Raw genomic sequence first — 23,089 nt, 5'->3', positions numbered from 1 at the left:
TATTTATATCCTTTAAAGCCTCAAACTTTGTAGTATATTCACCATATATTTTATATAAATTTTTAACTTCTATATAATTGTCCATTATTCTCCCCTCCTTTATGCTACTTTTATCTCATTTTTTTCTTTATGACTTAAATCACTCTTTATTTTCTTTTCATAATAACTCGATATCACTATAGCTATCGTAACTACTGGTGTGCAAACCCCAATCATTACTCCTAATCCAAAACTATAATCAAAACTTCCTTGAAATGCATAAGCTAAAATATTTGCTCCAAGTATCATTAATGGGATTCCAATTACAAACATAAATATACTCATTACTTCTGCTTTTACACATTTCACCACTTGCTTGTCTGAAAAACCTATAAGTCTTAATTGCATTGCTCTTTCTTTAATTCCTTCAAATTCAGTATTTAATTTATACCCAAGACTTACTGCAATACATAATCCAATTCCTATTAAACTAAGAGCTAAGCTTTCTTTTATTCCTTGCTCATGAATTAATCCTGCAACACTGTTAACTGTATATATTAAAACAAAAAGAAAAATTGTTATATATGAGAAAGAATCTTTTACTGCTTTCAATGCATTTCCAAGATATATTATTCTTCCTTTTTTATACATAAACTTTCTCTGTTTAAAGCTTTCCATCATATCTGCAAGAGAATAAGTTATAAGCCAATATAACATTCCTAAGCTTAAATAGCTTAAAATTCCAACATGGTCTTGAACTCCTTCTACCTTTCCTACAACTAAAACATACACAAAAGGTAGTAAGTATATTCCTAATATAACTGACCAATGAAGCTTTGTTGACCTTTTATCACCTATATTACTAGCACCTTCAAGTTTCATTAACCCTAGCGTGTCTTTTCTATACACAAATCCCCAGTTCACCATAAGTGATGCTACTATAATTATCATCATAAATAATACCGATACTACAATTCCTTCACTATCTAATGGGATGAAAATTGCTCCATCAACTCCCATCATCTTATAAATAATTAAATTATATAATGGTGATATTAAAGCTCCCACAACTGTTCCTAATACATATCCAATTAAAAAGCTTTTCATTGTATTGTATATTAAAAATTTAAATGCATCTCCATAGCTTCCTCCACTATAAAACATACATGCTATATTTTTTCCTTTTTCCTTTGTGTAAATCATTGTTGAAAATATTGCAAGTAATGCACCTGCACTTAAAACTAAAAATAAATTCATTTGCAACTCATTTCCTGTTGGCCCATTATATAAATTCATCCAACCTTCTTCAAATTCTGTAATAAACTCTTGTGGCACACCTGTTATAGTTACTTTGTATACAGCTTCATTATAATAAGTACTTATAGTGTTATACATAAATACTGCTATTACTGCAATAGTTATAATGAATGGCCTATTATTCTCTCTTTTGTAGATACTCTTAGAAAATTTGCTAATTCCCATGAAACTACCCCCTTATTTTGATTTATTCTCACTTTAAATTTAACTTCTCAATATGAAATTAATATGAAATATGAAATAAATATGAAAAAAAGAATGTCATAATATAAATTATAACATCCTTACCTTAATTTTACTTTTTATTTTTTTTATATTTGTTTACGAATAATAATCCTGCAACTACTATTAATGCTATTAATAATACTAATATTCCCATTAATCCTTTGGTTAGAATATTACTTCCTTTTATCATATCAAATGATGGCTCATTATCTTCTGGTTTTACCATTTGATAATTTTGAACATTCCCATTTTGGTCTATAAGTGCTGAATCTCCTGTAAGCTCTAATTCTTTCTTTGAATTATCTAAATATAACATTGCATTTTGCAGATTTGTTTCATTCGGTGCTGTAAGTACAAGCATTCCTCTACTACTGTTATATGGAGATTTACTTATTTGCATTGAAGTTATTTGACTGTTATATGGTTCTGTTAAGAATTGTTTTGCATTTGATTCAAACCCTGTAAAGCTTGAATTATATTTAAACCATAAATCTTTATTTATTTCTTTTATAAATGGATTACTATTTGGTGTTCCATATACAATTAAGTTGCTACTGTTCTTTGCACTTGTTACATCATTTCCATTTTCAACAGTTATATTCCCTACATTATATTTTGTTCCTTGCCCCATTAATGCAAACATTTGACCAAGCTTAGTTAAATCTGTTGAATTCATATTATTTGGTGCTATTACAAGTACATTATTAAAATCATTATCTTGTATATATGGACTTGGATATCTAACAAAATTATAATCTTTTGTTTGTACTGTTGGTAAGTATACATATGATTCTGGTGTTACATATGCCCATGGTGCTTTTACTTGTCTCTTCTCACACCATGTGTCCTTAACCGCTAGATTAAATGCTATCTCTATATTTAAATATGATGTTGTTTGAATATCTGTTGGAATATTTAATTCTAATGTATCACCATTAGCTTTATTTGCAGATAATGCTTTGCTTCCAACTGGCACTCCATTTATATATACAGTTACTAAAGCTTTATTAAAGTCTAAATTTTGTGCATATCTCATATTTAAAAATATTTTTCCACCTGCCGCAAGGACCCTGTTTTTAGGCATTTTATATCCTATATCCACTGACCTTGTAAATGGCCCTTCAAGGTATGCTCCATTAACTCCCATATCTTGTAATGTTATTTTATCTTGCACTCCATTTACTATTTGAAGTTCTTGAACATTATTATCCACTACGTAACGATTAATATTTAACTGATTAACTATAGATGAGTTCATTAACAGTTTTGTTGCTTTAGTTAAAAGTTCATTATTACTTCCTAATACAAGCAACATTTTATTTCCATTATTATATGGGGAATTTATTTGCTCTATCAAGGCTTGATTATCAAAATTCACATTGCTATTTGAAACCTTATCCTTAACTTCTTGTGGCAAAGAATCATAGCTCCCTATATAAATTAAATTATCATTCTTATTAACATCACTTTGTTTAACTATTTGCCCATTATAATCGCTTTGTTCAAACACTCTTCCAAAGTAAGAATTTAATAAAAATGCATTTGAGACATCAAAGTCTTTATAATCATTTGGAACTACTATTTGTGTATCTGCACTTGGATTGTTATTTTCTCTTATATATGGATAAGGAAAATTACCTATATTATTATTTGATTCCTTATTTGCAAAATTTAAAGTTATATTAGTTCCTTTATTTACAGTCGCCCAGTTTGCTGGATTAACATCATCTACACAAGGCAACTCTGAAATTCTCATATATGCTTCAATTTTTAAAGTATTAGTTCCTTCTTTAAATAGCCTTTTAGGCACATTTAGCTTTAATGTTTGAACATTATCATTTCCTTTGTAATATACCTGCTCTGTTCTAAAAGGTATATTATTTATATAAAATACAAAAAACGTTTGAGTATTTTCTGATTTTATTTGACTTCTTGTAAAATTAACTGTCATATTAGCCCCATTTACATTCCACCACTTATTAACATTAAAATATATTTCATGTGATGAAAAATCTCCTCTAAATACAACATCTGACTGTAATGAAAATGTCTTTTGCTCATTACTATTTGTAGCTGCATTTGCCGTTATTCCACTACTTAATATTACAAATGTAAATGCCATTAAAATCGCTAGAAGTGTACTACTTATCTTCCTTTTCACTCTAAAATCTCCTCCTTAGAATCTTTCTGTTTTATACCACTTTGTTTCTCTTTTTAGAATTGTATCTTTCATATATCCATAGAACCCCATTACCGCAACCACTTCCCAAAGCTTACAGTATACAAAATACATTATTATTGTTACACCTGCATTTTTTAATGTAAGTTCTCCTTTTTCTGTTGAAATTGCTACTTGAATTGATAAGACAAAAACCAGTATAGCCATCACCCAGAATATTATGCTATATCCTGCTATATCTAAATGTACTATTCCTAGTAAACCTAATATAAATAGTAAATCTGAGATTACACCTGCTGATAAAAATAAAAAATATGTTATAGAATAATACAATATGTCAAATCGTGTAACACCTGCATCTTTTCTAAATAGATATTTAAAGTTTTTTACAACTACATAATTATTACCTTTTGCCCATCTCGTTCTTTGCTTTATCCATACCTTTAAAGTTTGTGGTTCTTGCTCCCAAGTTACAGCCTTTGGCATAAACTTTATTTTATATCCCATTCTATACATTCTAAAGCTTATCTCAGTATCTTCTGTAACTGCCTTTGTATCCCAGCCTCCAATACTTTCTATAATTGATCTTCTAATAACAAAGTTTGTTCCTGGTATTGTACATAATTTAAAAAGCTGCCATCTACCTGCTTGTGCCATCCATTGAAAAGTTAATGTTTCTATATTTATAAATCTTGTAAGTAGATTTACATTTTTATTTCTACATCTAAATTTTCCAATAACTGCACCTAGTCCATCATCTTCCATTAATGTTTGTACAAGATATTTTAAAGCATTTTTTTCTGGTGTATTGTCAGCATCATAAATTGCTAATATCTCTCCCTTACTTTTCTCAAATCCTATATTTAAGGAATTTGATTTTCCTTTTCCCCCTGTTACACTATCTGTGTTTATTACAATTAAATTTCTCTCTTTATTTTCATCTTGAATTCCCTTTAATATTTCTGCTGAATTATCACTTGAATTATCATTTATCACAATAATTTCATACCTATCATGTGGATAAGATAAATTAAGTAATGCCCTCACCGTTTTTTCTATTACAACTGCTTCATTATGAGCTGGAACCATAACTGATACAAAGGGATAGTATGAAAGTTCTTCTTTCATACTAACCTTTTGTAACTTCTCATAATAAACATATCCCGCTATAACTAAAATAACGTTTATAAATATTATTATCCAAATTACTATAAGGGAATATATCGCTAAATATCCACTTATCATCTTTTGTACTCCTATCTAAAATATTTTTTTCTATCTATTCTCTTACTTAAAATCGTTATAACTATAAAAATAATACATACTACTATCGCAAAGAAAGCTAACTTTTTGCTTGCTCCTGAAATATCTATATCATCCTTATTTTCTGGTAAAGTCTTATTATTATTTTCTTTAAATAATTCTTTATTTGAAATGTATGTATTTTGTTGTACATACTTCCCATTCAAGTAAACTCCTTCAGCCCCACATTGAATTTTATTGCCTGAAATCTCAACCTCTGTATTTAAATCTCTTGGATTATTAAAAAATATATTATTATTAGAAAGCTGCTCTACTTGCTCTTCAAATAAATTATTTTCTTCAGCTCCATCTAAGCTTATAGCCACTTTCCCTTTCATATTTTTTATCTTATTTGTTTCCCCATTGTATGAAATTTCTTCTACTACATTTTTAAATGTCGGATTATTATAATCCTTTAACCAAGACATATCTACGCCTGTTCTTTTTATAAAAATGGTATTGCTTTTTTCTAAATCCGCCTTTAAACCTTCATTGTAAAGAAGATAACTTTGTGCTTCAAAACCTATCGGATAAACTAAGTAATTTATATAATTCTTATATCCCTCCATCATTGCACTAAATATTTCATCTGGTGTTGCACCACCTTGATTTATATATGGTGGGCTCATAATTATATCCCCACCTGATGCCTGTGCATATCTTAATACCTCAGTAAAGTTTTGCATTGCTTTAAATGTTGGATTTTCAAAAACAGGAATTGTATTTATAATAAATGGTATTCCATTTTTATTTAAATATTTTATTTTAGAAACTAAATCATTTAAATTCATAAATGGAGTAACATTATCAATCATCAAATATTTTTCTCTATTCGTTATGTTTAAACTATTTAATATTTCATTTCTAAACATATTTAAATTAGAACTTTCAATTCCTATTTTCTTTTCATATTTTAATCCTGCATTTGAAATATTAGATATATATATAATCTTATTCTTTTCTTTATCAATATCTTGAATAAATGCTGTTCCAAAATTTTCTGTATTACAATTCAAAATTACTATCTTTGAATATCCTTCTAAGCTTTCACTTCTTTGAAAGTTTGATTTTTTTATAGTAACCTTTTCACCGGATTGCATTAAAGTTAAATTTACTTCATTTAATATATTCTCAGAAGTCCCATAAATATTAGTGGCATCATATAGCACCAATATACCTTTATTTATTTCTGTTGCATTTGCCTTTATTATTGGGCTTATGCCAATCAAAATTATTATGCTTAAAACAAGTATTTTACTTTTCTTAAACATCATAATTTAACTCACTTTCAGCTAAGGTTAAAAATTCAACTGGATCTTTTATAGTTTCCTTCCACTCACATATTCCCATCTGAATTTCGATTTTGATTCCACGAAGACTCTCTCTTTTTAAATCAATTTCCTTGTTTATACTCTCTTTAATTCTTTCCTTTACTCTTTGCGATCCTTTTTCATCAGTGATAAGAATATACGCAAAAGTATCATTACTTAATACATATTTTCTGTCTTCATCTCTTAAAGTTTCATTAGTTATCTTAGCTATTGTGTTTATAAGTACTTTATATTTATCAACTCCTAATATTTTTCTTATATTTCCACTATGTTTTATCTGCATAACCATTAAACTAAGAGGTAAATCTCTATGTCTATTAACCATACTCATATAAATTGGCATTTCATTTATAAATGCCTTTATATTTCTTATTCCACTTTCTGAATCTATCATTACAAGTTCATTGTTTTTCTCTGTAAGCTCTTTTACTTCTTCTTGCATCACATTTATATTTTTTGATAAATATGATGAAACTATAGCTCCTACTACAATTAAAATTATCCAATAATAGGTTTCTACATTAGCTAAAACCCCATCCATAAAGAAGTCATATATTTTAAAGCTAATGTATCCAAAATCTACTACCAACGTCACTACTAATGACATTGTAACTCCTAAATAATAACTAACTATACAAACTATCATCAATAATAAAAACATAACATAGTTTTCATAGCTACTCTTAAAGTTAAACATACTAAATGTAAGTCCTAACCCAAAAAAGAATACAATTATTATAGTCATTGCAATATCCACTCTTTTTCTTACATCAAATTTCTCCATCATTTATCACCTCTTTTTTCTAATTTTATCAATACGTTATTTATGCAAACTAAAAATAGAAAATCAAAAGCCATATTATACATAAACTCATGCTTTGCTAAATCTGCATCTCCAGCTCCAATTAAAGAAATTGCAATTTGACTTATTCCAACTAACAGTACATAATAATACACTTCCTCAACAAGCTTTTCCTTATCATTACCTTTTTTATATCTTTTAATTGAAAAATATAAAAAGATACTTATATAAATAAGTGATGCAAGTAAGCTCTTCGGAAAAAACTTCGCTTTAATATAACTCCATCCTCCCCAAAAGTAGCTTTTAGCAACTGGTGGCTTGCCTGATGCTACAGTATAATTTCCAAGCTCATTTGGTCTTATATCATACCCCTCTCTAAAACCTAAATCCATCATTTTAATCATGATATTAGGATGTAGTGCGTAAAATTTTATTATATTACCAACACCAATTTTATCGTAATACTCTTTTATAAGTTTTTTATCATTTAAGTTAATTTGAGTAACAGGAGAAAAATAAATTGTATTTTCCAAAAGAGAATATTGTGTACTTATTCCCATACTTTTCAATATTTCATCTGGATTCTTTTCATTTAATAAAATTCCCCTATTCAATGCATGATACTTGTTTATGTATTGAAAATCTCCCTTAATTGCAGAGTAAAAATATATACCTGCAAAGGTTAATATAATTGCACAAGTTATTGAAACGACTTTAATTTCCATGCTTCTTTTATAATACATCACTCTAAATAAAAGAATTGCAAGCAATACTCCAACTGGTGCTAATTGTTGCTTTGCTCCAAAGAATATTATTGATACAATTGAAAAAATCAAAATATTATACCATTTAACCTTATTAAATCGTATAATATATAGCAAAAATCCAACACTCAGTAAAAAAAATGGAATATTAACTCCTTCCCCAAAGAACGAATTAAAATATGCAATATATCCAACATCCATAAATACAAATAAATATAAAAATGATATTATCGCCTTACTTAATGGCGATTTTAAATAACTACAAAATACTTTCATAATAAAGTATGTAGCCAATAACTGAAATCCCAATAATATTATTGCTAAATATCTCAAATCAAAAGTTTTATCATTACCCGTAATTAACTTATCTAATAACATTGCTGGCTTTATAAGCAACGACTGCGTTGATACTATCATTTTTTGATTTGTATTATATAAATCACTTACTCCGTATTTAGGTTGAAAATACTTAAAATACAAAGGCTCTTGATTCTTTGTATCTCTTAGATAATATAAATTATTTGAAGAAATAATCCTAAAATAATCACCATTATTAGCCATTCCTACTATAGGTTTTATAAACAATATATTTACTCCTATTAGAGCTGCCAAAATAACTGTTATTATAGGAAAATTAAGATTTTTAGCAATAGTATAAACTTTATTCTTCATATACATCACTCACTTTTTCTAATTAAAATAAGCCAATTTATATATAAATTGGCTTTAATGTATAAAATAGGTATGTGATAGTGCTTCTTTTTTGAGATTTTAAAATTATTTTTACTCTCATCATATATCATCCCTACTCACATCCTTTATTTTCTAATATTATTATGCCTCATAATTAAAAAAATATCTTTAATCTTCTAACATTTTTTCTATAAGTTCATAAATATAATCAACATTATTTTTAGCATGCTTTTTCACTTCATTTTCAACTCTATTAAATGTATAACTATTTTCTGTTATTTGGAACATAGATATATCATTATATGAATCCCCAATAGTATATAAAGATTCAATTCCTTTATTTTCTATTTCTAATACTTTTTCAAGTCCTTTTCCTTTTGAACAGCCACTTGGTACTATATCAACAAAATACTCGTTTCTAAAGCTTTCACCTTCATGAAGTATTTCATTTAATATTTCTTTTGCATTTATGGCCTTTGAGATATCTTTATCACAAGCAAAAATACTTCCCATAATAAAGTCCTGTTCAAGCTTTAAAGCCTCATCAGGGGTTATTTTTATGTAATCTATTCCTTCAAAAAAATATATTTCATTTTTTATTATATTTTCTGTTTGAACTATATAAAAGTTTTCTCCATCATCCATATACATCATTAAATTTTCTTTATCTCTAAAAGTCTCAATAATACTTTTTATTTTTTTATTTTCGATGACATTCTTATAAATAATTTTATTATTTTCATCTAATATTAAAGCACCATTACATAAAACCATATAATCATAAGGCAATTTATGCTTTTCAAAGATATTTCCCATTCCACTTAAAGTTCTTCCTGTTGAAACTATAAACTTATGCCCTTTTTTCTTTAATTCATTTATAGCTTGTACATCTTTTTCATTAATTTTATCTTCGATTACTAATGTTCCATCCATATCACTAGCTAAAATTTTCATATTTTTCCCCCACATCCATTCTATTCAATTCCTATTATATATTAAAAAGGCTATGTCTAACCATAGCCTTTTCTTCATTCTAATTTGTTTTAATATCTATTTTGTGTATTTATGATGTAATAATTCATGAGCTTTACCGTGTCCTGGCTCTCCCATATATGAATCATACATTTTTAATAATGCTTCATTTTTATGTGATTTTCTTCTTTTTAAATTCTTATCTTGATTATATAACACTGAAGCTCTTACGGATCTAATATCCATTTTTTCTCTATCTAAATTATTTATATGTGGTTGTCCTCCACCATTTACACATCCACCTGGACATGCCATGAATTCAACAAAATGATATTCTTTTTCATTTAATTTACCACTATTAAAGAAGTTCATTATATTTTTTCCACCATGAACAACTGCTACATTATAGTCTTTTCCAGCTATGCTTACAGTTGCTTCTTTTAATCCATCTAATCCTCTAACTTCTTTATATTCAATATTTTCTAAATCGGCACCTTCTGCTAAATCCTTAGCTGTTCTAAGTGCTGCTTCCATAACTCCACCAGTTGCTCCAAATATAGTTCCTGCACCTGTATATTCTCCCATTGCTGGATCTACTTCTTCATTTTCTAACTGTGCAAAGTTTATTTTTGCTTCTTTTATTAATTTAGCTAATTCTCTTGTAGTTATTACAGCATCGATATTTCTTATTCCGTTGTTTTCCATTTCTTCTCTATCTGCTTCAAACTTTTTAGCTGTACAAGGCATTATTGTTACTGTGAATATTTTACTTGGATCTATATCTTCTATATGTGCATAGTAACTTTTACTTGCTGCACCAAATTCTTGTTGTGGTGATTTTGCTGTTGATACATTATCAAGATATTCTGGGAAGTATAATTCAACTTCTCTTATCCATCCAGGACAACATGATGTGAACATTGGGAATGGACCATTGTTTTTAATTCTTCCTAAAAGCTCTGTTCCTTCTTCCATTATTGTCATATCAGCACCAAAGTTTATATCAAATACTTTGTTAAATCCTAATTTTCTTAATGCTGCATATAATTTTCCTGTTACATCTTCACCGTATCCCATTTTGAATAATTCACCCATAGCTGTTCTTACAGCTGGTGCCATAGCAACTATTACGTGCTTTTCATCATCATTTAATGCATCTTGAACTCTTTCAACATGTGATTTTTCTTGTAGTGCTCCAACAGGACATGCTGCTACACATTGTCCACAAAGTAAGCATTTAACATCATCAAAGCTTTTATTCTCTGGAGGACATACCATTCTTACTCCATCAATATTTCTGATTTGAATTATTTCTGTTCCTGCTTTATCTTTACAAGCCGCTTGACATCTTCCACATAATATACATTTGTTTCTATCAATTACGATTGATTTACTTCTTCTATCAATGTTTGCTTCTCTATCTTCTGGTACAAAAGGAGTTGCTGCTTTTCCTCTAGTTTTTATAACTAATTTTAAAAGCTCACAATTTTCTCTTCTTGGGCATGGACCACATTTAAATTCATGTTTATTTAAAATTGTAGATACTCTCATTTTCACTCTTTCTTGAACTTTTTCAGTATCAGTTTTTACAACCATTCCATCTTCAACTTTAGTTAAACATGCTAATGCTAAGTTTGGCTTACCCTCAACTTCAACAGCACAAACTCCACACTTACCTACGTTTCCACAGTCCTTTAAATAACATAATGTTGCAATGTCATCAATTCCATTTTGTCTTGCTGCATCTAAGATAGTAGTTCCCTCTGCAACTTGGATTTCTTTGTCATTAATAATTAAATTTTTCATCCTAAAAATTTCCCTCCATTAACATTTTAAAATCGCCTCTTAAAACCTAAAAAGTTTGTTATTTTTTTAACTAGTTTAAACAAACCCTAACTTTTTCATTTTTTTACTTACAGATAAATATTTTAAATCTATATATAATTTTACAATATTATTTGTAGAATATCAATTCATATTAAAGATTATCCATATAATTCCCATATACCTTGCATAATATCTAACTTTACTATATCATTTAAGTATATTTAAGTGGCTATAGAAGGAGAAAATATGTTATTAGTTTACAACAGAAAAACAGGACAATATGAAAAAGAAAATATTGCTGGTAAAAAGTATCTAGTATGGTGCTATGAATCTCCTAAAGGTAAGAAACTAACTGAACTTATCTTTAAGAAAAAACTTTGTTCTAAAGTTTATGGTGCTTTCTGTGATACTAAATTTAGCCGTAAAAAAATCAAGCATTTTATACGTGATTTTGATATAGATATGAACGTTTGCAGAAAAAAACCAAAGGAATTTAGAAACTTTAATGATTTCTTCACTAGAACATTAAAATCTGATGCTAGACCTTTTGATAAGGCTTCTAACATTTTAATTTCACCTGCTGATGGTAGAATTTTAGCATATGAAGATATTAATTTAAACAAGCTAGTTCAAGTAAAGGGTTTAACATATAGCCTACGTGATTTTATAAATAACGATTCTGTTGCTGATGAATTTGAAGGTGGTACATGTATTATTTGTAGACTTTCTCCAATTGATTATCATAGATTTCATTTTATAGATTCTGGTATATGTACTAAATCTACATTTATTCCTGGGAAATATTATTCAGTGAATCCAATTGCACTTAAGAATATTCCTAGATTATTCTGTGAAAATAAACGTGAGTGGTCTTTATTTAAAACTGATAATTTTAATGATGTCTTATATGTAGAAGTAGGTGCCACATGTGTTGGAACAATTCTTCAAACATATATGCCAAATATGGAGGTATCTAAAGGTGATGAAAAAGGTTACTTTAAATTTGGTGGATCAACAGTAGTTCTTTTCTTTAAGAAAGAGGCTATAAAAATTGATGAAGATATAATTAAACAAACAAACTTAGGATATGAGTCTAAAGTTTTCATGGGTGAAACTATCGGACATAAAAAAAGCTAGCAAATTTTTGCTAGCTTTTATATTTTTATCTATCGATAATTTTTTTTATTTTTTCTCTAAATTTGTTTATATCCTTTTCAAGCACTACAATATCAATATCCATTTCCTTTGCTCTTTCCACTATATTCTTTTTATGTGGTGCTTTTGTTGCTACTAAAATTTTTTTCACTTTGTTTCCACCAATTCTTTCACTATAAACATTTAATTCATTTAATGCTGACTCCTCATATTTTTCACTGTCTTTACATGATATTACTATTATGCTTGAATCTCTTATTGCAACTACATCTAACTCATTTTTCAGTTCTATATTATCCTTAATCCATGTAAAGACAAGACCACTTTTCACTTCATCAATGGATTTTATAGACATTACCACAGCTTCTGTTAAAACTTCAAGCCATGTTCCAACTTTAAAAATAAAACCTTTTATATCCTTATCTTTAAATTCTATTACAAGCTCATTTCCTTCTTTAAACTTTTTAATTATTTCTTTTTCCACACCATAGTCTAATATTTTATAAAGAAGATTTTTTTCCTCCTCATTTAGTACCTCTTCTTGTACAACAACTCTCTTTGTATCGCCATAATAATGGGAGAAAATGCTTGGGTCGTATATCTTTCTTTTATATTTATCCCACAAATCTATATTCTCGTGAATCTTTTTTGCAATCTCTAACACATAATTCTTCTTTATAAGATTTGTTTCATCACTTATTATCCTATGTCCTGTTGCATGAATCATTTCTTCAATATTTAAATCAATTAAATGCTCATCCACTTTCCCATCATTTTTCCCAAATATATATTTTTTCCTTCCTAATATATCTATATATATGCTATCCACCTTTTTTTCTAATGCAAATTTTAATAAATATAATGCCTGTATTCTTTCTCCTCCTGTTAAATTTAACAGTACTTCATTGTTTTCTATTAGCTTATTTATAATAGAAAAATCATCTTCACCGCACTTAAAAAACTCTAGCTTTGAACCATTTTCCTTTGCAACATTTATAATACACTCTCTAATGCAATCATTACATTTTTCTGTTACTAAGATTATTATCTTCTTAAATTTATATTTCTTAATTAAAATAATTGTACTATCATTATGCTTATCTATTGGTGTAACTAAAATATCGTACATATTATCAACTCCTATATACCTATTATTCCAAAAAAATAAAAGGTTATTTAATTAAAAATAACCTTTTCACTCTTATCCTATAGTTTCTTCGATAAAATTCAATAATCTACTATTATCAAATTTATATGGCTTTAACTCTATTTCATTATAATTTAAAACTGCTTCTTTAAACTCTTCAAAACTTGTGCAGTTTATGATATGACCATCTTTTCCAAGCTTTTCACAAATCTCTAACTGGTGGTCATCGTTATGCTCATTATGCTTTTGAAGCCTTGCCATAACTATAACTTTCTTTCCTTTTTTAAGTGCTGATAATATAGACCCAACTCCACCATGAGTTACTATTAAAGTACACTTTGCCATAGTTTCGTTGAACTCTGTTGGTGAAAGAAACGGAATTACCTTATACTTTTCTGATTTAAAATCAGTATTTCCTGATTGTATAAGAACTTCTTCTTTTATGTCTATTTTTTCTATAAAGTCGAGCATTCTATCAAATCCTAATTCATGTGTTCCTACTGTAACAAATATCATTAATACAACGCTCCTTTATATATAGCATTTTCATAAACCTTTTCCATTTCAGGATGTTGAACTATAAATACATCAGCCACCTTATGAATAAGTCTTCCTGACATACTTGTGCTATTAACCCTTGCAAAAGTTTCTATAAATATTATCTTCTTTTTAAATAACTTTCCTATATAACAAATTGGTACTGCTGTATGAGCTCCTGTTGTTACAATAACATCTGGTCTAAGCTTCATATAAAAAACTAATGATTTTAATATATTATATGGAAATTTAAACATATAACTAAGCATATAATTTCTAGCACCATATACTAAATAGCTTATTTTTTCTTTATATTTATCTTTAAGCTTTATAGTGGTATCAGTTTTTTCAGTTATTATATGATAATCATATTTTTCAAAAAGAGGTTTAAGCTCCATAAGTTCTGACAAATGTCCTCCTGTTGAAGCTACAAAAAGTACTTTTTTCAAGTTATCACCTTATTTCTTTAATATTATTTTTTCTACTATTCTTTCACTCGATTTTCCATCTGTATACTTAAAGAATTTATTTTTAAACTCTCTAACCTTCTCTAAATCATAGTCTTCATTTTTCATAGCATTAATAAGTTCATCGGTTGTTTTTACTATTGGACCTGGAACAAACTCCTTAAAGTCATAGTAAAAATCTCTATCATCTATATATTCCTCTAAATCATCTGCATAAAAGAACATCCTTCTCTCTAATAATGCAAATTCAAATATTGTTGAAGAGTAATCAGTTATTAAGCTATCTGTTATTAGTAAGATATTGTTTATAGATTTATAATCAGACATATCCACAACACGATTATTATTCCCCTTATATCTCCACTTTACAAAAGGATGCATTTTCAAAGCTAAAATAGTATCTTCATCAAAGCTATTTACAAGCTTTTCTATATCTAAGGTAATTTCACTTTCAGCATTACTTTGTCCTGTTCCTCTAAAAGTTGGTGCATATAAAACTATCTTCTTATTTTCTAGACTTGGATATAATTTATATAACTCAGCCTTTATATCTTCCTTTTTTTCTTCATCAAAAAACAAATCAGTTCTTGCTACTCCAAGTGGTTTTATGGCCTCATCATCTACTATAAATGCATCCTTATATGCCTCTTTAACCTCATCTGATGTAACTATAACATGAGTATAATTTGTATGAATCTTAACATATTTTATATACTCATTTCCATTTGAATAATTTTCATCTACTGTACTTAATGCAAACTTTTTAAATGCACCACAAGCGTGCCACACCTGTATTACTTCAGTTCCTTTTCTTAAGCTATTCATTGCATATACTGGGAAATAAAAATCATCTACTACAAAGAATTCTGATGTAGCTAAATAATATTCAGCCTTGCACATATGAAGTAAATATTTTATATTTCCTAAAGCTCCACCTTCTGGTTTCTTGTATAAAATTTTGACTTCAAAGCTCTTATCCTGTCTTTTAAGTTCTTCAATAATATATTTATAATTTCCCTCCATATAATCTGGTCTATAAGTTGCAAAGACTACACGCTTTTTCACTCTAAATATATGGGATACACCATAGATAATCTTTAGTATATATTTTATTATTAACCTTTCAACTATTTTCAAATCATCTACCTCACTAATAATCTAAAGGTGCTGCAAAATTACAGCACCTTATTTTTAAATATTCCACTCTAATATAGTCTTAAATGGAGTTGTTAAATCATATTCAAATCCTTTTATTATATCACTGATTTCTCTTACATCTATTACTGCTGATATAAGCTTTTGTAATTGATTTTGAGCATCAACATGTTCTTCTAAGAAATCAACTGCTGCCTGAAAATCAACTCTTCCACTTCTACTGCTTCCTACTAGTGTTATTCCTTTTTCTAAAACCATTCTAGTATCTATCGGAACTGGCATTTCAGAAACTCCAAGTAAAGCAATAACTCCTTCTGGATTTATATAATCTATTATTTGCTTTACTGCACTTTCAGAACCTCTTCCACCAACAGCTTCAAAAGCATGGTCTACTTTAAAGTCCTTTGGAATATCATCAATCTGATATGTTTCATCTACAAATGAGAAGAAGTTAAGCTTCTCTTCATTTTTCCCTAAAACAACTATTTTTGATTTTGGGAACTTTTTCTTTAATATTAATGCTGTTATAAACCCAACATTTCCATCTCCCCAAACTCCTATTGTTTCTCTATTCTTATGAGCCTTTTTATCAAATCTATCAATAGCATGTGCCGATACACTAATAAGCTCTAAGAAAGATGCTACTTCATGATTTATATTGTTATACTTTATAATTCTATCTCTTCCCATAAAAACATATTGTTGCATAAATCCATCATATCCACTGGCTCTAAACTTACTAGTTCTTAAATAGTTTTCTGCAATAACATCATTTCCTTCTGTTGGAGTGTTTGGAATCATTACTACTGTATCTCCAGCTTTAAACTCTCCTTTTGGATCATATATAACTTCCCCTACCCCTTCATGGATAAGTGCCATTGGAAGTTTCTTTTTCATAGCTTCCTTCCCTCTTGTACCTGTATAGTATCTTTGGTCAGCTGCACATATAGAAAGTCTTGTAGGTCTAACAATTATACCTTCACCATCTAAGCTTCTATCTTTAAATTCAACAACAATTTGCTTAGGTGCTATTAATCTATAAACTTTATTTATCATTTAAATCATCCCTCACTAAAGCATTAGCTAACTTTAAATCATATGGAGTAGTTATTTTCATATTATAAACCTCTCCTTGCACTAGCTTAACTTTCTTTCCTTTAACAACAAATATCTTAGCTGCATCTGTTAAAACTTCTTTTTCATCCTTGCTTAATGAATTATAAAGGTCAACAAGTGTTCTTATGTTAAAGCTTTGAGGTGTTTGACCTTGATACATGAAGTCTCTTCTTGGAATATCACTTATAGCTTCTCCATCCTTAGATTCAACTATAGTATCAAAAGCTGGAACTACTGTATCACAAGCTCCACAAGCTAAAGCTTCATCTATATTTTCATTTATTATTCTATGTGTTAAAAATGGTCTTACTGCATCATGCGTTACTATAACATCATCATCATTAATTCCAAATTCTTTTTCTATAAATCTTATTCCGCTCATTATTGATTCATTTCTATCAGCTCCACCTGCACATACATGAACTCTCTCTTGTATTGCCTTTGGTATAAACTTATTTATTAAATCACTTGTATGTTGTATCCATTGGCTTGGTGTAGTTATTATAACTTTATTAAATCTAGTATTTAATAAAAACGTTTCAAGTGTATGAATTATTATTGGCTTTTCTCCAATCTTTAAGAACTGTTTAGGCATTTCAGTATTCCCCATTCTAGTTCCTTTTCCACCTGCTAAAATCTCTGCGTATATCATAAATCTATTCCCTCCCGTTTAGGACATTTACTTATTTTTTATTATAATTTTATCACATTTATTCCCTATTTAAAACAAAGGAGTTGTTTTAAACAAAACAACTCCTTTAATAACTAACCTTTTCTAATTTTCATTCTATTAGATTTTATTGTTATATCTATCTTATTATCTGCATTTACAAATTGCCCAAATTTACTTGCACACCATGCCTGTCTTACATACTTTTCTCCATCAACACTTAAGTTAATTTCAAAGTTAAAGAATCCTTCTGGAATATCTTTAAATGGTAGTACAAATTCATATTTATATCTATTATTTTTTGGGAATTCTTCATCTTTTTCAAATTTTATATCTTCAAAAGCATACTCAACTTCATCTTCTCTTAATGTTATATTTTCAATTGAATATTGCTTATGAACTGGTTCTAAATCAATATATCCTTTAAATGATACTTCTTCTGTTCCAAAATCTATTTCTTCTAAACTTTGTTTAATTTCAATTAAATCAATATATTTTTCTCTATCTGCTAATATTTTTTCTACTGGAACACCATTTAAATAATGCTTATAAAGATTTGCTACTTCATCCATATCACCATAAGCAATTACTTCTCCATGATAAAGCCAAAATCCTATTGTACAGAAGTCTCTCATTTGTGGTAATGAGTGAGAAACGAAAAGTATTGTTTTTCCTTCATCTCTAAACTTATCCATTCTCTCTAAACATTTATTTCTAAACATTTCATCTCCAACAGATAAGGCTTCATCTACAACAAGAATGTCTGGATCAATATTAACAGCTATTGCAAAACCAAGTCTTGCTTTCATACCACTTGAATACATTCTAACTGGTTGCTCTATATAATCTCCAAGCTCTGAAAAGTCTATAACCGACTCCTCCATAGCCTCTACTTCATCTTTTAGCATTCCCATTGAATATCCTTTAAGGTAAATATTTTCTCTTCCTGTAAGTTCTCCATCAAACCCTGCTGTTAATTCTAGTAAAGCTGATACTCTACCATTAACAATAACTTCACCATCTGTTGGATATACAACTCCTGTTACAACTTTTAAAATTGTACTTTTACCAGAACCGTTTTTACCTAATATTCCTATAACTTCACCTTTTGGTAAGTCTAATGTTACATCATTTAATGCTCTAAAAGGAGTAAATCTTTTTCCCCAGAACAAATCTTTAAATCTATCTTTATCATCTTTATATAATTTATATTCTTTTGATAAATGTTTAAACTGCACTGCATATTCTTCCATAACTCTTCTCCTTATAAAACATCTGTAAATTCTTTATATGTTCTCTTATAAACCTTACTTCCTATTACAGCAAATATTATTGTTACAACTATTATATAAATAGTATATTTGCTATCAAAGAACCATTGCTTATATAAAAATATATTTCTGTACCCTGCTATAAAGTAAGCAACTGGATTTAATTTCATCAATGTTCTAAGCCAAGGTGTATGAATATCATTTACATTCCAAAGTATTGGAGATATCCATAATATAGCTTGTAATGACGATTTAACTAAGTTTTCAAAGTCTCTACTAATTACTGATAATGACGAAAGTGTCCATGTCAGTGCTAAGAAGAACAAGTACATCATTGGTATATAGAATAAGAATTGTAAGTAATATAAATCTGGGAAATATCCATATATTGCAAATATCACCATTACACATCCTACTAGCATTACTTGCACGTACATCTTAGATAATAGTACAAATGTTGGTATTGTTGATATTGGGAATTTCATCTTAGTAACAAATTGCCTATAACCTCTTATAGACATTGCTCCTCCAACAACAGCATCACTTACAAAAAACCAAGGACAAAGTCCTGAAACTAGCCAAAGTAAATATGGAAAACAATCCATCGTACTACTTTTACGTATACCTATTTGGAATGCAAATAAATATACAGCAATTGTTACAAGTGGTCTAACTACAGCCCATGCATATCCTAACGCAGAACCCTTATAAGTTTTAACTAAATCAACTTTTGATATAAGTAAGGTTTGCTTTCGATACTGCATATTTTCTTTAATAATTTCTTTTAACATTTTATCACCTATCTTCAGTTACTTTTCATTAAAAATACTATTAACAAATCTTTCACTAGATTTTCCGTCACAGCTATCACAGAATTTTTCTTTAAATTCTTTAACTTTTTCCATATCAAAATCATCATTATTGATTATTGATATAATATCTTCATTCTTTCTAGCTATTGGACCTGGAACAAATTCATCATAATCAAAGTAAAAATCTCTTTCTCCTAAGTATTCTTCCTTATCATATGCATACATTATCATTTTTTTATTTAATAAGGCAGCTTCAAATACTACTGATGAATAATCTGATATTACAATGTCTGATATCATTATTACATCATTTATATCCGCTGAACTATCCATATTTATTACCCTATCTTTTAAGTCTTTTGGAATAGTATTTATATTAAATCCATTTTTTACACTTGGATGAAGCTTAAATACTATAACATAATCTTCTCCAACACCTCTTAATATCTGAGTTGCATTAAGTTCAACTTTAAAACTTTGTCTCTCTCTAGCATTTCCTCTAAAAGTTGGTGCATAGGTTATTATTTTCTTTCCTTTTAATTTAGGGTACTGACTTTCAAAGTTTCTTTTTCTGAAGACTCTATAATCTTCATCTAATAAAATATCAGTTCTTGGTACTCCAAGTGGTAATACATTTTCTTTCGGAACATTAAAAGCTTCTGCAAACTGTGGAATAACATCCTTTGAGCTTGTGATAACTTTTGTATATGAAGCATGGGCTCTCTTTTCAAACCAAAGTGGATTTCCATCCCCTTTTCCAACAGCACTAAATGCAAACTTTTTAAATGCACCACATGCATGCCATACTTGAACAACTTCTACTTTATTTTTAAACTTTAAACCATATTGTTGTCTATAATAGTCATCTAAAACAATATATTTCGCTCTTGCCATGTTTGTATATAAACTTAGAGATTCTAATATTCCTCTATCAGGTCTATTCATAAAAATTCTTATGTCATACTTTCCTCTTTTTTCAAGTTCATCACATATAAATTTTAAATTTCCTGAAAGCTCACTAGTCTTATTACTTGCAAGTACAACCTTATTGTTTTTTATAGGAAGTATTTTAGCTATATTGAATATAATCTGACCTGTTCTATTTTTAATTTTGTTGTATACCTTTTTCCAAATACGCCCAAGCTTACCTGGTATTCTTGATATTTTTCTTCTAACTAAGTAGAAAATGATATATTTATAACTCTTATGTTTTACTACTTTCTTTACATAAGGATTTAAGAACTCATTTTCAACCTTTAAAATATTTTTACTGTTACTATCAAACTTTTCATAAGCTTTTACAATTAATTCTACAGATTTTTTTCTTGCCTTTGGTGTTAAGAATAAGAATTTATTTATAACCCCTTGTATAACTATCCATCTTAACTTTCTTAAGTTATTAAATACATAATCATCTATGTTATCTATAAGCTCTAACATACTTTCTAAAACTTTTAATTGGATTTTTTCATCCCTAGTTACCATTGCTGCCATAAATGGTGGCCATATATCAACGCTCACTAGTCTTCCTAAGTACTCTTGTTTTAAAGCTTCTGCTGTATAAAAATTTGTACAGTTTTTTTCTATAATTTTATTCAAAGTTACCCATACTTTTGTAACTTGCTCAATTACATAACTTGAATTATTTTGTACTAAGCTTGTAAGAGATGTTTTATCCTCTTCAGGCCTTACTCTATAAAAGTATGCCAAATATTTTGAAGTATATACCTTATTTGCTCTTAAATATGCATCTATTACAAATACTTGATCTTCTGCATATTTTATATCTTCTGGAAACTCACTATCTCTTATTAAAGATGTCTTAAATAGTTTGTTACATGGTCCAAGTGTCCATAAAAGCTCATAACTATTTCTTAAGTTTTTTTCACCTTCTAAGAAGTGACTTTGTATAGGCCATTTCTTTTTCCCATCATACATATATGTTCCACATACAACAACTTCAGCATCATGTTCTGTTGCTAGCTTATATCTAACTTCTAATGAATCTTTAGGAATTATATCATCCGAGTCCATAAAAGCTATATATTCCCCTTTAGCAAGCTTTATTCCTTTATTTCTTGCTCTGCTTGGCCCACTATTTTCTTGACATACAAGTCTGAAATTCTCATGTTTTTTCGAACATGCCTCTAAAATTTCTTTACTTGAATCTGTTGAACCATCATCTATAAATATTACTTCAAAATCCTTCATTGTTTGATTCTCAAGTGATTCTATAGTTTCTCTCAGGTATCCTTCTACGTTGTAGACTGGCATTATTACACTTATCTTACACATATTTTATCTCCCGCTTTTTATATTCTTGTTATTTGTCTAAACTTAATGATGCATTTATATATAAACATAATGTGTCTTATTTTTTTTATTTTTTGAACATCTGTAAGCTCATCATTTTTTATTATTTTTTTAAATGGGATTTGCTTAAGCTTTCCTATCTTTTCTAGCTCTTTATCTGATACATATTTCATAAGTTCATTTAAGCTTTCAAGACTCTTCACTTCTGCCTTTTTATCTCCACTTTTAAATACTTTGTTAAGCGGTGGCCATATATCTATAATCATTAATCTATAAAAATAATTTCCCTTTATATTATAAGCTATATCTTTATCTTTTACTTTTTCATTTATTAAATTAACAGAAATTTTCCATACTTCACAAACTTGTTTTAATACGTTCGCTGAATTTGTGTCAACTTGTTGTGTTAAAGACTCCCCTGGCGTATTTCTCATTCTGTAGTAATAAACTACTTTTGGCGTTGCATAGATTTTTTTTGCATTTAAAAATGCATGTATCATAAATACTTGGTCTTCTGCATAATTTATATTTTCTGGAAAATATAAATCCTTTAAAATTTCTTTTTTAAATATCTTATTACAAGGTCCTAATGCCCATAAAATATCTGAATCTTTTCCAAGTTCTCTATATCCCTCTTCAAACATATGCCTTTGAATGGGCTTCATTGTTTCACCATCATCAGTTTTTGCCGTTCCACAAATCACTACATCTGAATCTTTTTCTTTTGCTATATTGTATCTATATTCTAATGAATCTTCTGGAAGTAAGTCATCAGAATCCACGAACACTATGTACTCACCTGTTGCTATTTTTAATCCTTTATTTCTTGCTATACTGGGTCCGGAGTTTTCTTGTTTAATTAATTTTATATTTTCATATTTCTTTTCATATTCTTTAAGAATTTCATAAGTTCCATCTGTTGAACCATCATCTATCAATATTAGCTCAAACTCTTTTAATGTTTGATTATACAGTGATTCCAATGTTTCTATAATATATGACTTAACATTGTATACAGGAATTATGACACTCAACTTATATATGTCCACTAAACT

Annotated in this window: 19 protein-coding genes; 1 reads left to right on the top strand and 18 read right to left on the bottom strand. The window is 28.4% G+C overall.

All coding sequences use genetic code 11. The annotated features are described in order from the left end of the window. Positions 1-99: 99 nt before the first annotated feature. From ACRC28_RS11580 to ACRC28_RS11545, 8 genes are all read right to left on the bottom strand, one after another. Positions 100-1,461, bottom strand: coding sequence for a hypothetical protein (locus ACRC28_RS11580; protein WP_438543601.1), 1,362 nt, complete (start codon positions 1,459-1,461; stop codon positions 100-102). Positions 1,462-1,591: 130 nt separating this feature from the next. Beyond that, positions 1,592-3,682 (bottom strand): cellulose biosynthesis cyclic di-GMP-binding regulatory protein BcsB, encoded by a 2,091-nt coding sequence (locus ACRC28_RS11575; RefSeq protein WP_438543600.1) that lies wholly within the window; start codon positions 3,680-3,682, stop codon positions 1,592-1,594. Between the two features lie 15 nt (positions 3,683-3,697). After that, the gene (locus tag ACRC28_RS11570) at positions 3,698-4,945 is read right to left on the bottom strand and encodes a glycosyltransferase family 2 protein (RefSeq protein ID WP_438543599.1); all 1,248 of its coding nucleotides are present in this window, start codon (positions 4,943-4,945) and stop codon (positions 3,698-3,700) included. A gap of 11 nt (positions 4,946-4,956) precedes the next feature. Beyond that, positions 4,957-6,276, bottom strand: coding sequence for a DUF2334 domain-containing protein (locus ACRC28_RS11565; RefSeq protein WP_438543598.1), 1,320 nt, complete (start codon positions 6,274-6,276; stop codon positions 4,957-4,959). Beyond that, positions 6,266-7,120: a diguanylate cyclase domain-containing protein gene (locus ACRC28_RS11560; RefSeq protein ID WP_438543597.1), complete on the bottom strand. Its 855-nt coding sequence runs from the start codon at positions 7,118-7,120 to the stop codon at positions 6,266-6,268. Before ACRC28_RS11560 ends, ACRC28_RS11565 begins: the two co-directional genes overlap by 11 nt. After that, the gene (wsfD, locus tag ACRC28_RS11555; protein ID WP_438543596.1) at positions 7,117-8,571 is read right to left on the bottom strand and encodes a glycan biosynthesis hexose transferase WsfD; all 1,455 of its coding nucleotides are present in this window, start codon (positions 8,569-8,571) and stop codon (positions 7,117-7,119) included. Before wsfD ends, ACRC28_RS11560 begins: the two co-directional genes overlap by 4 nt. A 189-nt stretch (positions 8,572-8,760) precedes the next feature. Beyond that, positions 8,761-9,546, bottom strand: coding sequence for a Cof-type HAD-IIB family hydrolase (locus ACRC28_RS11550; protein ID WP_438543595.1), 786 nt, complete (start codon positions 9,544-9,546; stop codon positions 8,761-8,763). Positions 9,547-9,642: 96 nt separating this feature from the next. Then, positions 9,643-11,370 (bottom strand): ferredoxin hydrogenase, encoded by a 1,728-nt coding sequence (locus ACRC28_RS11545; protein WP_438543594.1) that lies wholly within the window; start codon positions 11,368-11,370, stop codon positions 9,643-9,645. 267 nt (positions 11,371-11,637) lie between these two features. On the opposite strand from ACRC28_RS11545, the gene ACRC28_RS11540 reads away from it, so the two are divergent. Then, positions 11,638-12,528 (top strand): phosphatidylserine decarboxylase, encoded by an 891-nt coding sequence (locus tag ACRC28_RS11540; RefSeq protein WP_438543593.1) that lies wholly within the window; start codon positions 11,638-11,640, stop codon positions 12,526-12,528. A gap of 25 nt (positions 12,529-12,553) precedes the next feature. Here the strand turns inward: ACRC28_RS11540 and ACRC28_RS11535 are convergent, their stop codons facing one another. The 10 genes from ACRC28_RS11535 to ACRC28_RS11490 form a co-directional block, all read right to left on the bottom strand. Then, complete coding sequence (locus ACRC28_RS11535) at positions 12,554-13,675, bottom strand: Card1-like endonuclease domain-containing protein (RefSeq protein WP_438543592.1); 1,122 nt, start codon at positions 13,673-13,675, stop codon at positions 12,554-12,556. A 72-nt stretch (positions 13,676-13,747) separates the two neighbouring features. Next, positions 13,748-14,209, bottom strand: coding sequence for a PssE/Cps14G family polysaccharide biosynthesis glycosyltransferase (gene pssE / locus ACRC28_RS11530; RefSeq protein WP_438543591.1), 462 nt, complete (start codon positions 14,207-14,209; stop codon positions 13,748-13,750). After that, complete coding sequence (gene pssD, locus ACRC28_RS11525) at positions 14,209-14,679, bottom strand: PssD/Cps14F family polysaccharide biosynthesis glycosyltransferase (RefSeq protein ID WP_438543590.1); 471 nt, start codon at positions 14,677-14,679, stop codon at positions 14,209-14,211. The genes pssE and pssD overlap by 1 nt, the downstream gene beginning before the upstream one ends. Before the next feature lie 9 nt (positions 14,680-14,688). Further along, entirely contained in the window at positions 14,689-15,834 is a 1,146-nt protein-coding gene (locus ACRC28_RS11520) for a CDP-glycerol glycerophosphotransferase family protein (RefSeq protein ID WP_438543589.1), read from the bottom strand. A gap of 54 nt (positions 15,835-15,888) precedes the next feature. Then, entirely contained in the window at positions 15,889-16,908 is a 1,020-nt protein-coding gene (locus ACRC28_RS11515) for a ribitol-5-phosphate dehydrogenase (protein ID WP_438543588.1), read from the bottom strand. Further along, complete coding sequence (locus ACRC28_RS11510) at positions 16,898-17,620, bottom strand: IspD/TarI family cytidylyltransferase (protein ID WP_438543587.1); 723 nt, start codon at positions 17,618-17,620, stop codon at positions 16,898-16,900. The genes ACRC28_RS11515 and ACRC28_RS11510 overlap by 11 nt, the downstream gene beginning before the upstream one ends. A 113-nt stretch (positions 17,621-17,733) precedes the next feature. After that, positions 17,734-18,891, bottom strand: a complete 1,158-nt coding sequence (locus ACRC28_RS11505; protein ID WP_438543586.1) for an ABC transporter ATP-binding protein — start codon at positions 18,889-18,891, stop codon at positions 17,734-17,736. Between the two features lie 11 nt (positions 18,892-18,902). Then, positions 18,903-19,700 (bottom strand): ABC transporter permease, encoded by a 798-nt coding sequence (locus ACRC28_RS11500; protein WP_438543585.1) that lies wholly within the window; start codon positions 19,698-19,700, stop codon positions 18,903-18,905. An 18-nt stretch (positions 19,701-19,718) separates the two neighbouring features. Then, on the bottom strand, positions 19,719-22,016 hold the full coding sequence (locus ACRC28_RS11495; RefSeq protein WP_438543584.1) for a bifunctional glycosyltransferase/CDP-glycerol:glycerophosphate glycerophosphotransferase: 2,298 nt from the start codon (positions 22,014-22,016) through the stop codon (positions 19,719-19,721). 17 nt (positions 22,017-22,033) lie between these two features. After that, on the bottom strand, positions 22,034-23,083 hold the full coding sequence (locus ACRC28_RS11490; RefSeq protein WP_438543583.1) for a glycosyltransferase family 2 protein: 1,050 nt from the start codon (positions 23,081-23,083) through the stop codon (positions 22,034-22,036). Between the last annotated feature and the right edge of the window lie 6 nt (positions 23,084-23,089).

Origin of the sequence: Clostridium sp., assembly GCF_051650885.1 — a bacterium.
In the GTDB taxonomy this organism is placed as follows: Bacteria; Bacillota; Clostridia; order Clostridiales; family Clostridiaceae; genus Clostridium.
The sequence above is the reverse complement of the archived record's forward strand: the minus strand, read 5'-3'. Positions and strand labels throughout refer to the sequence as shown.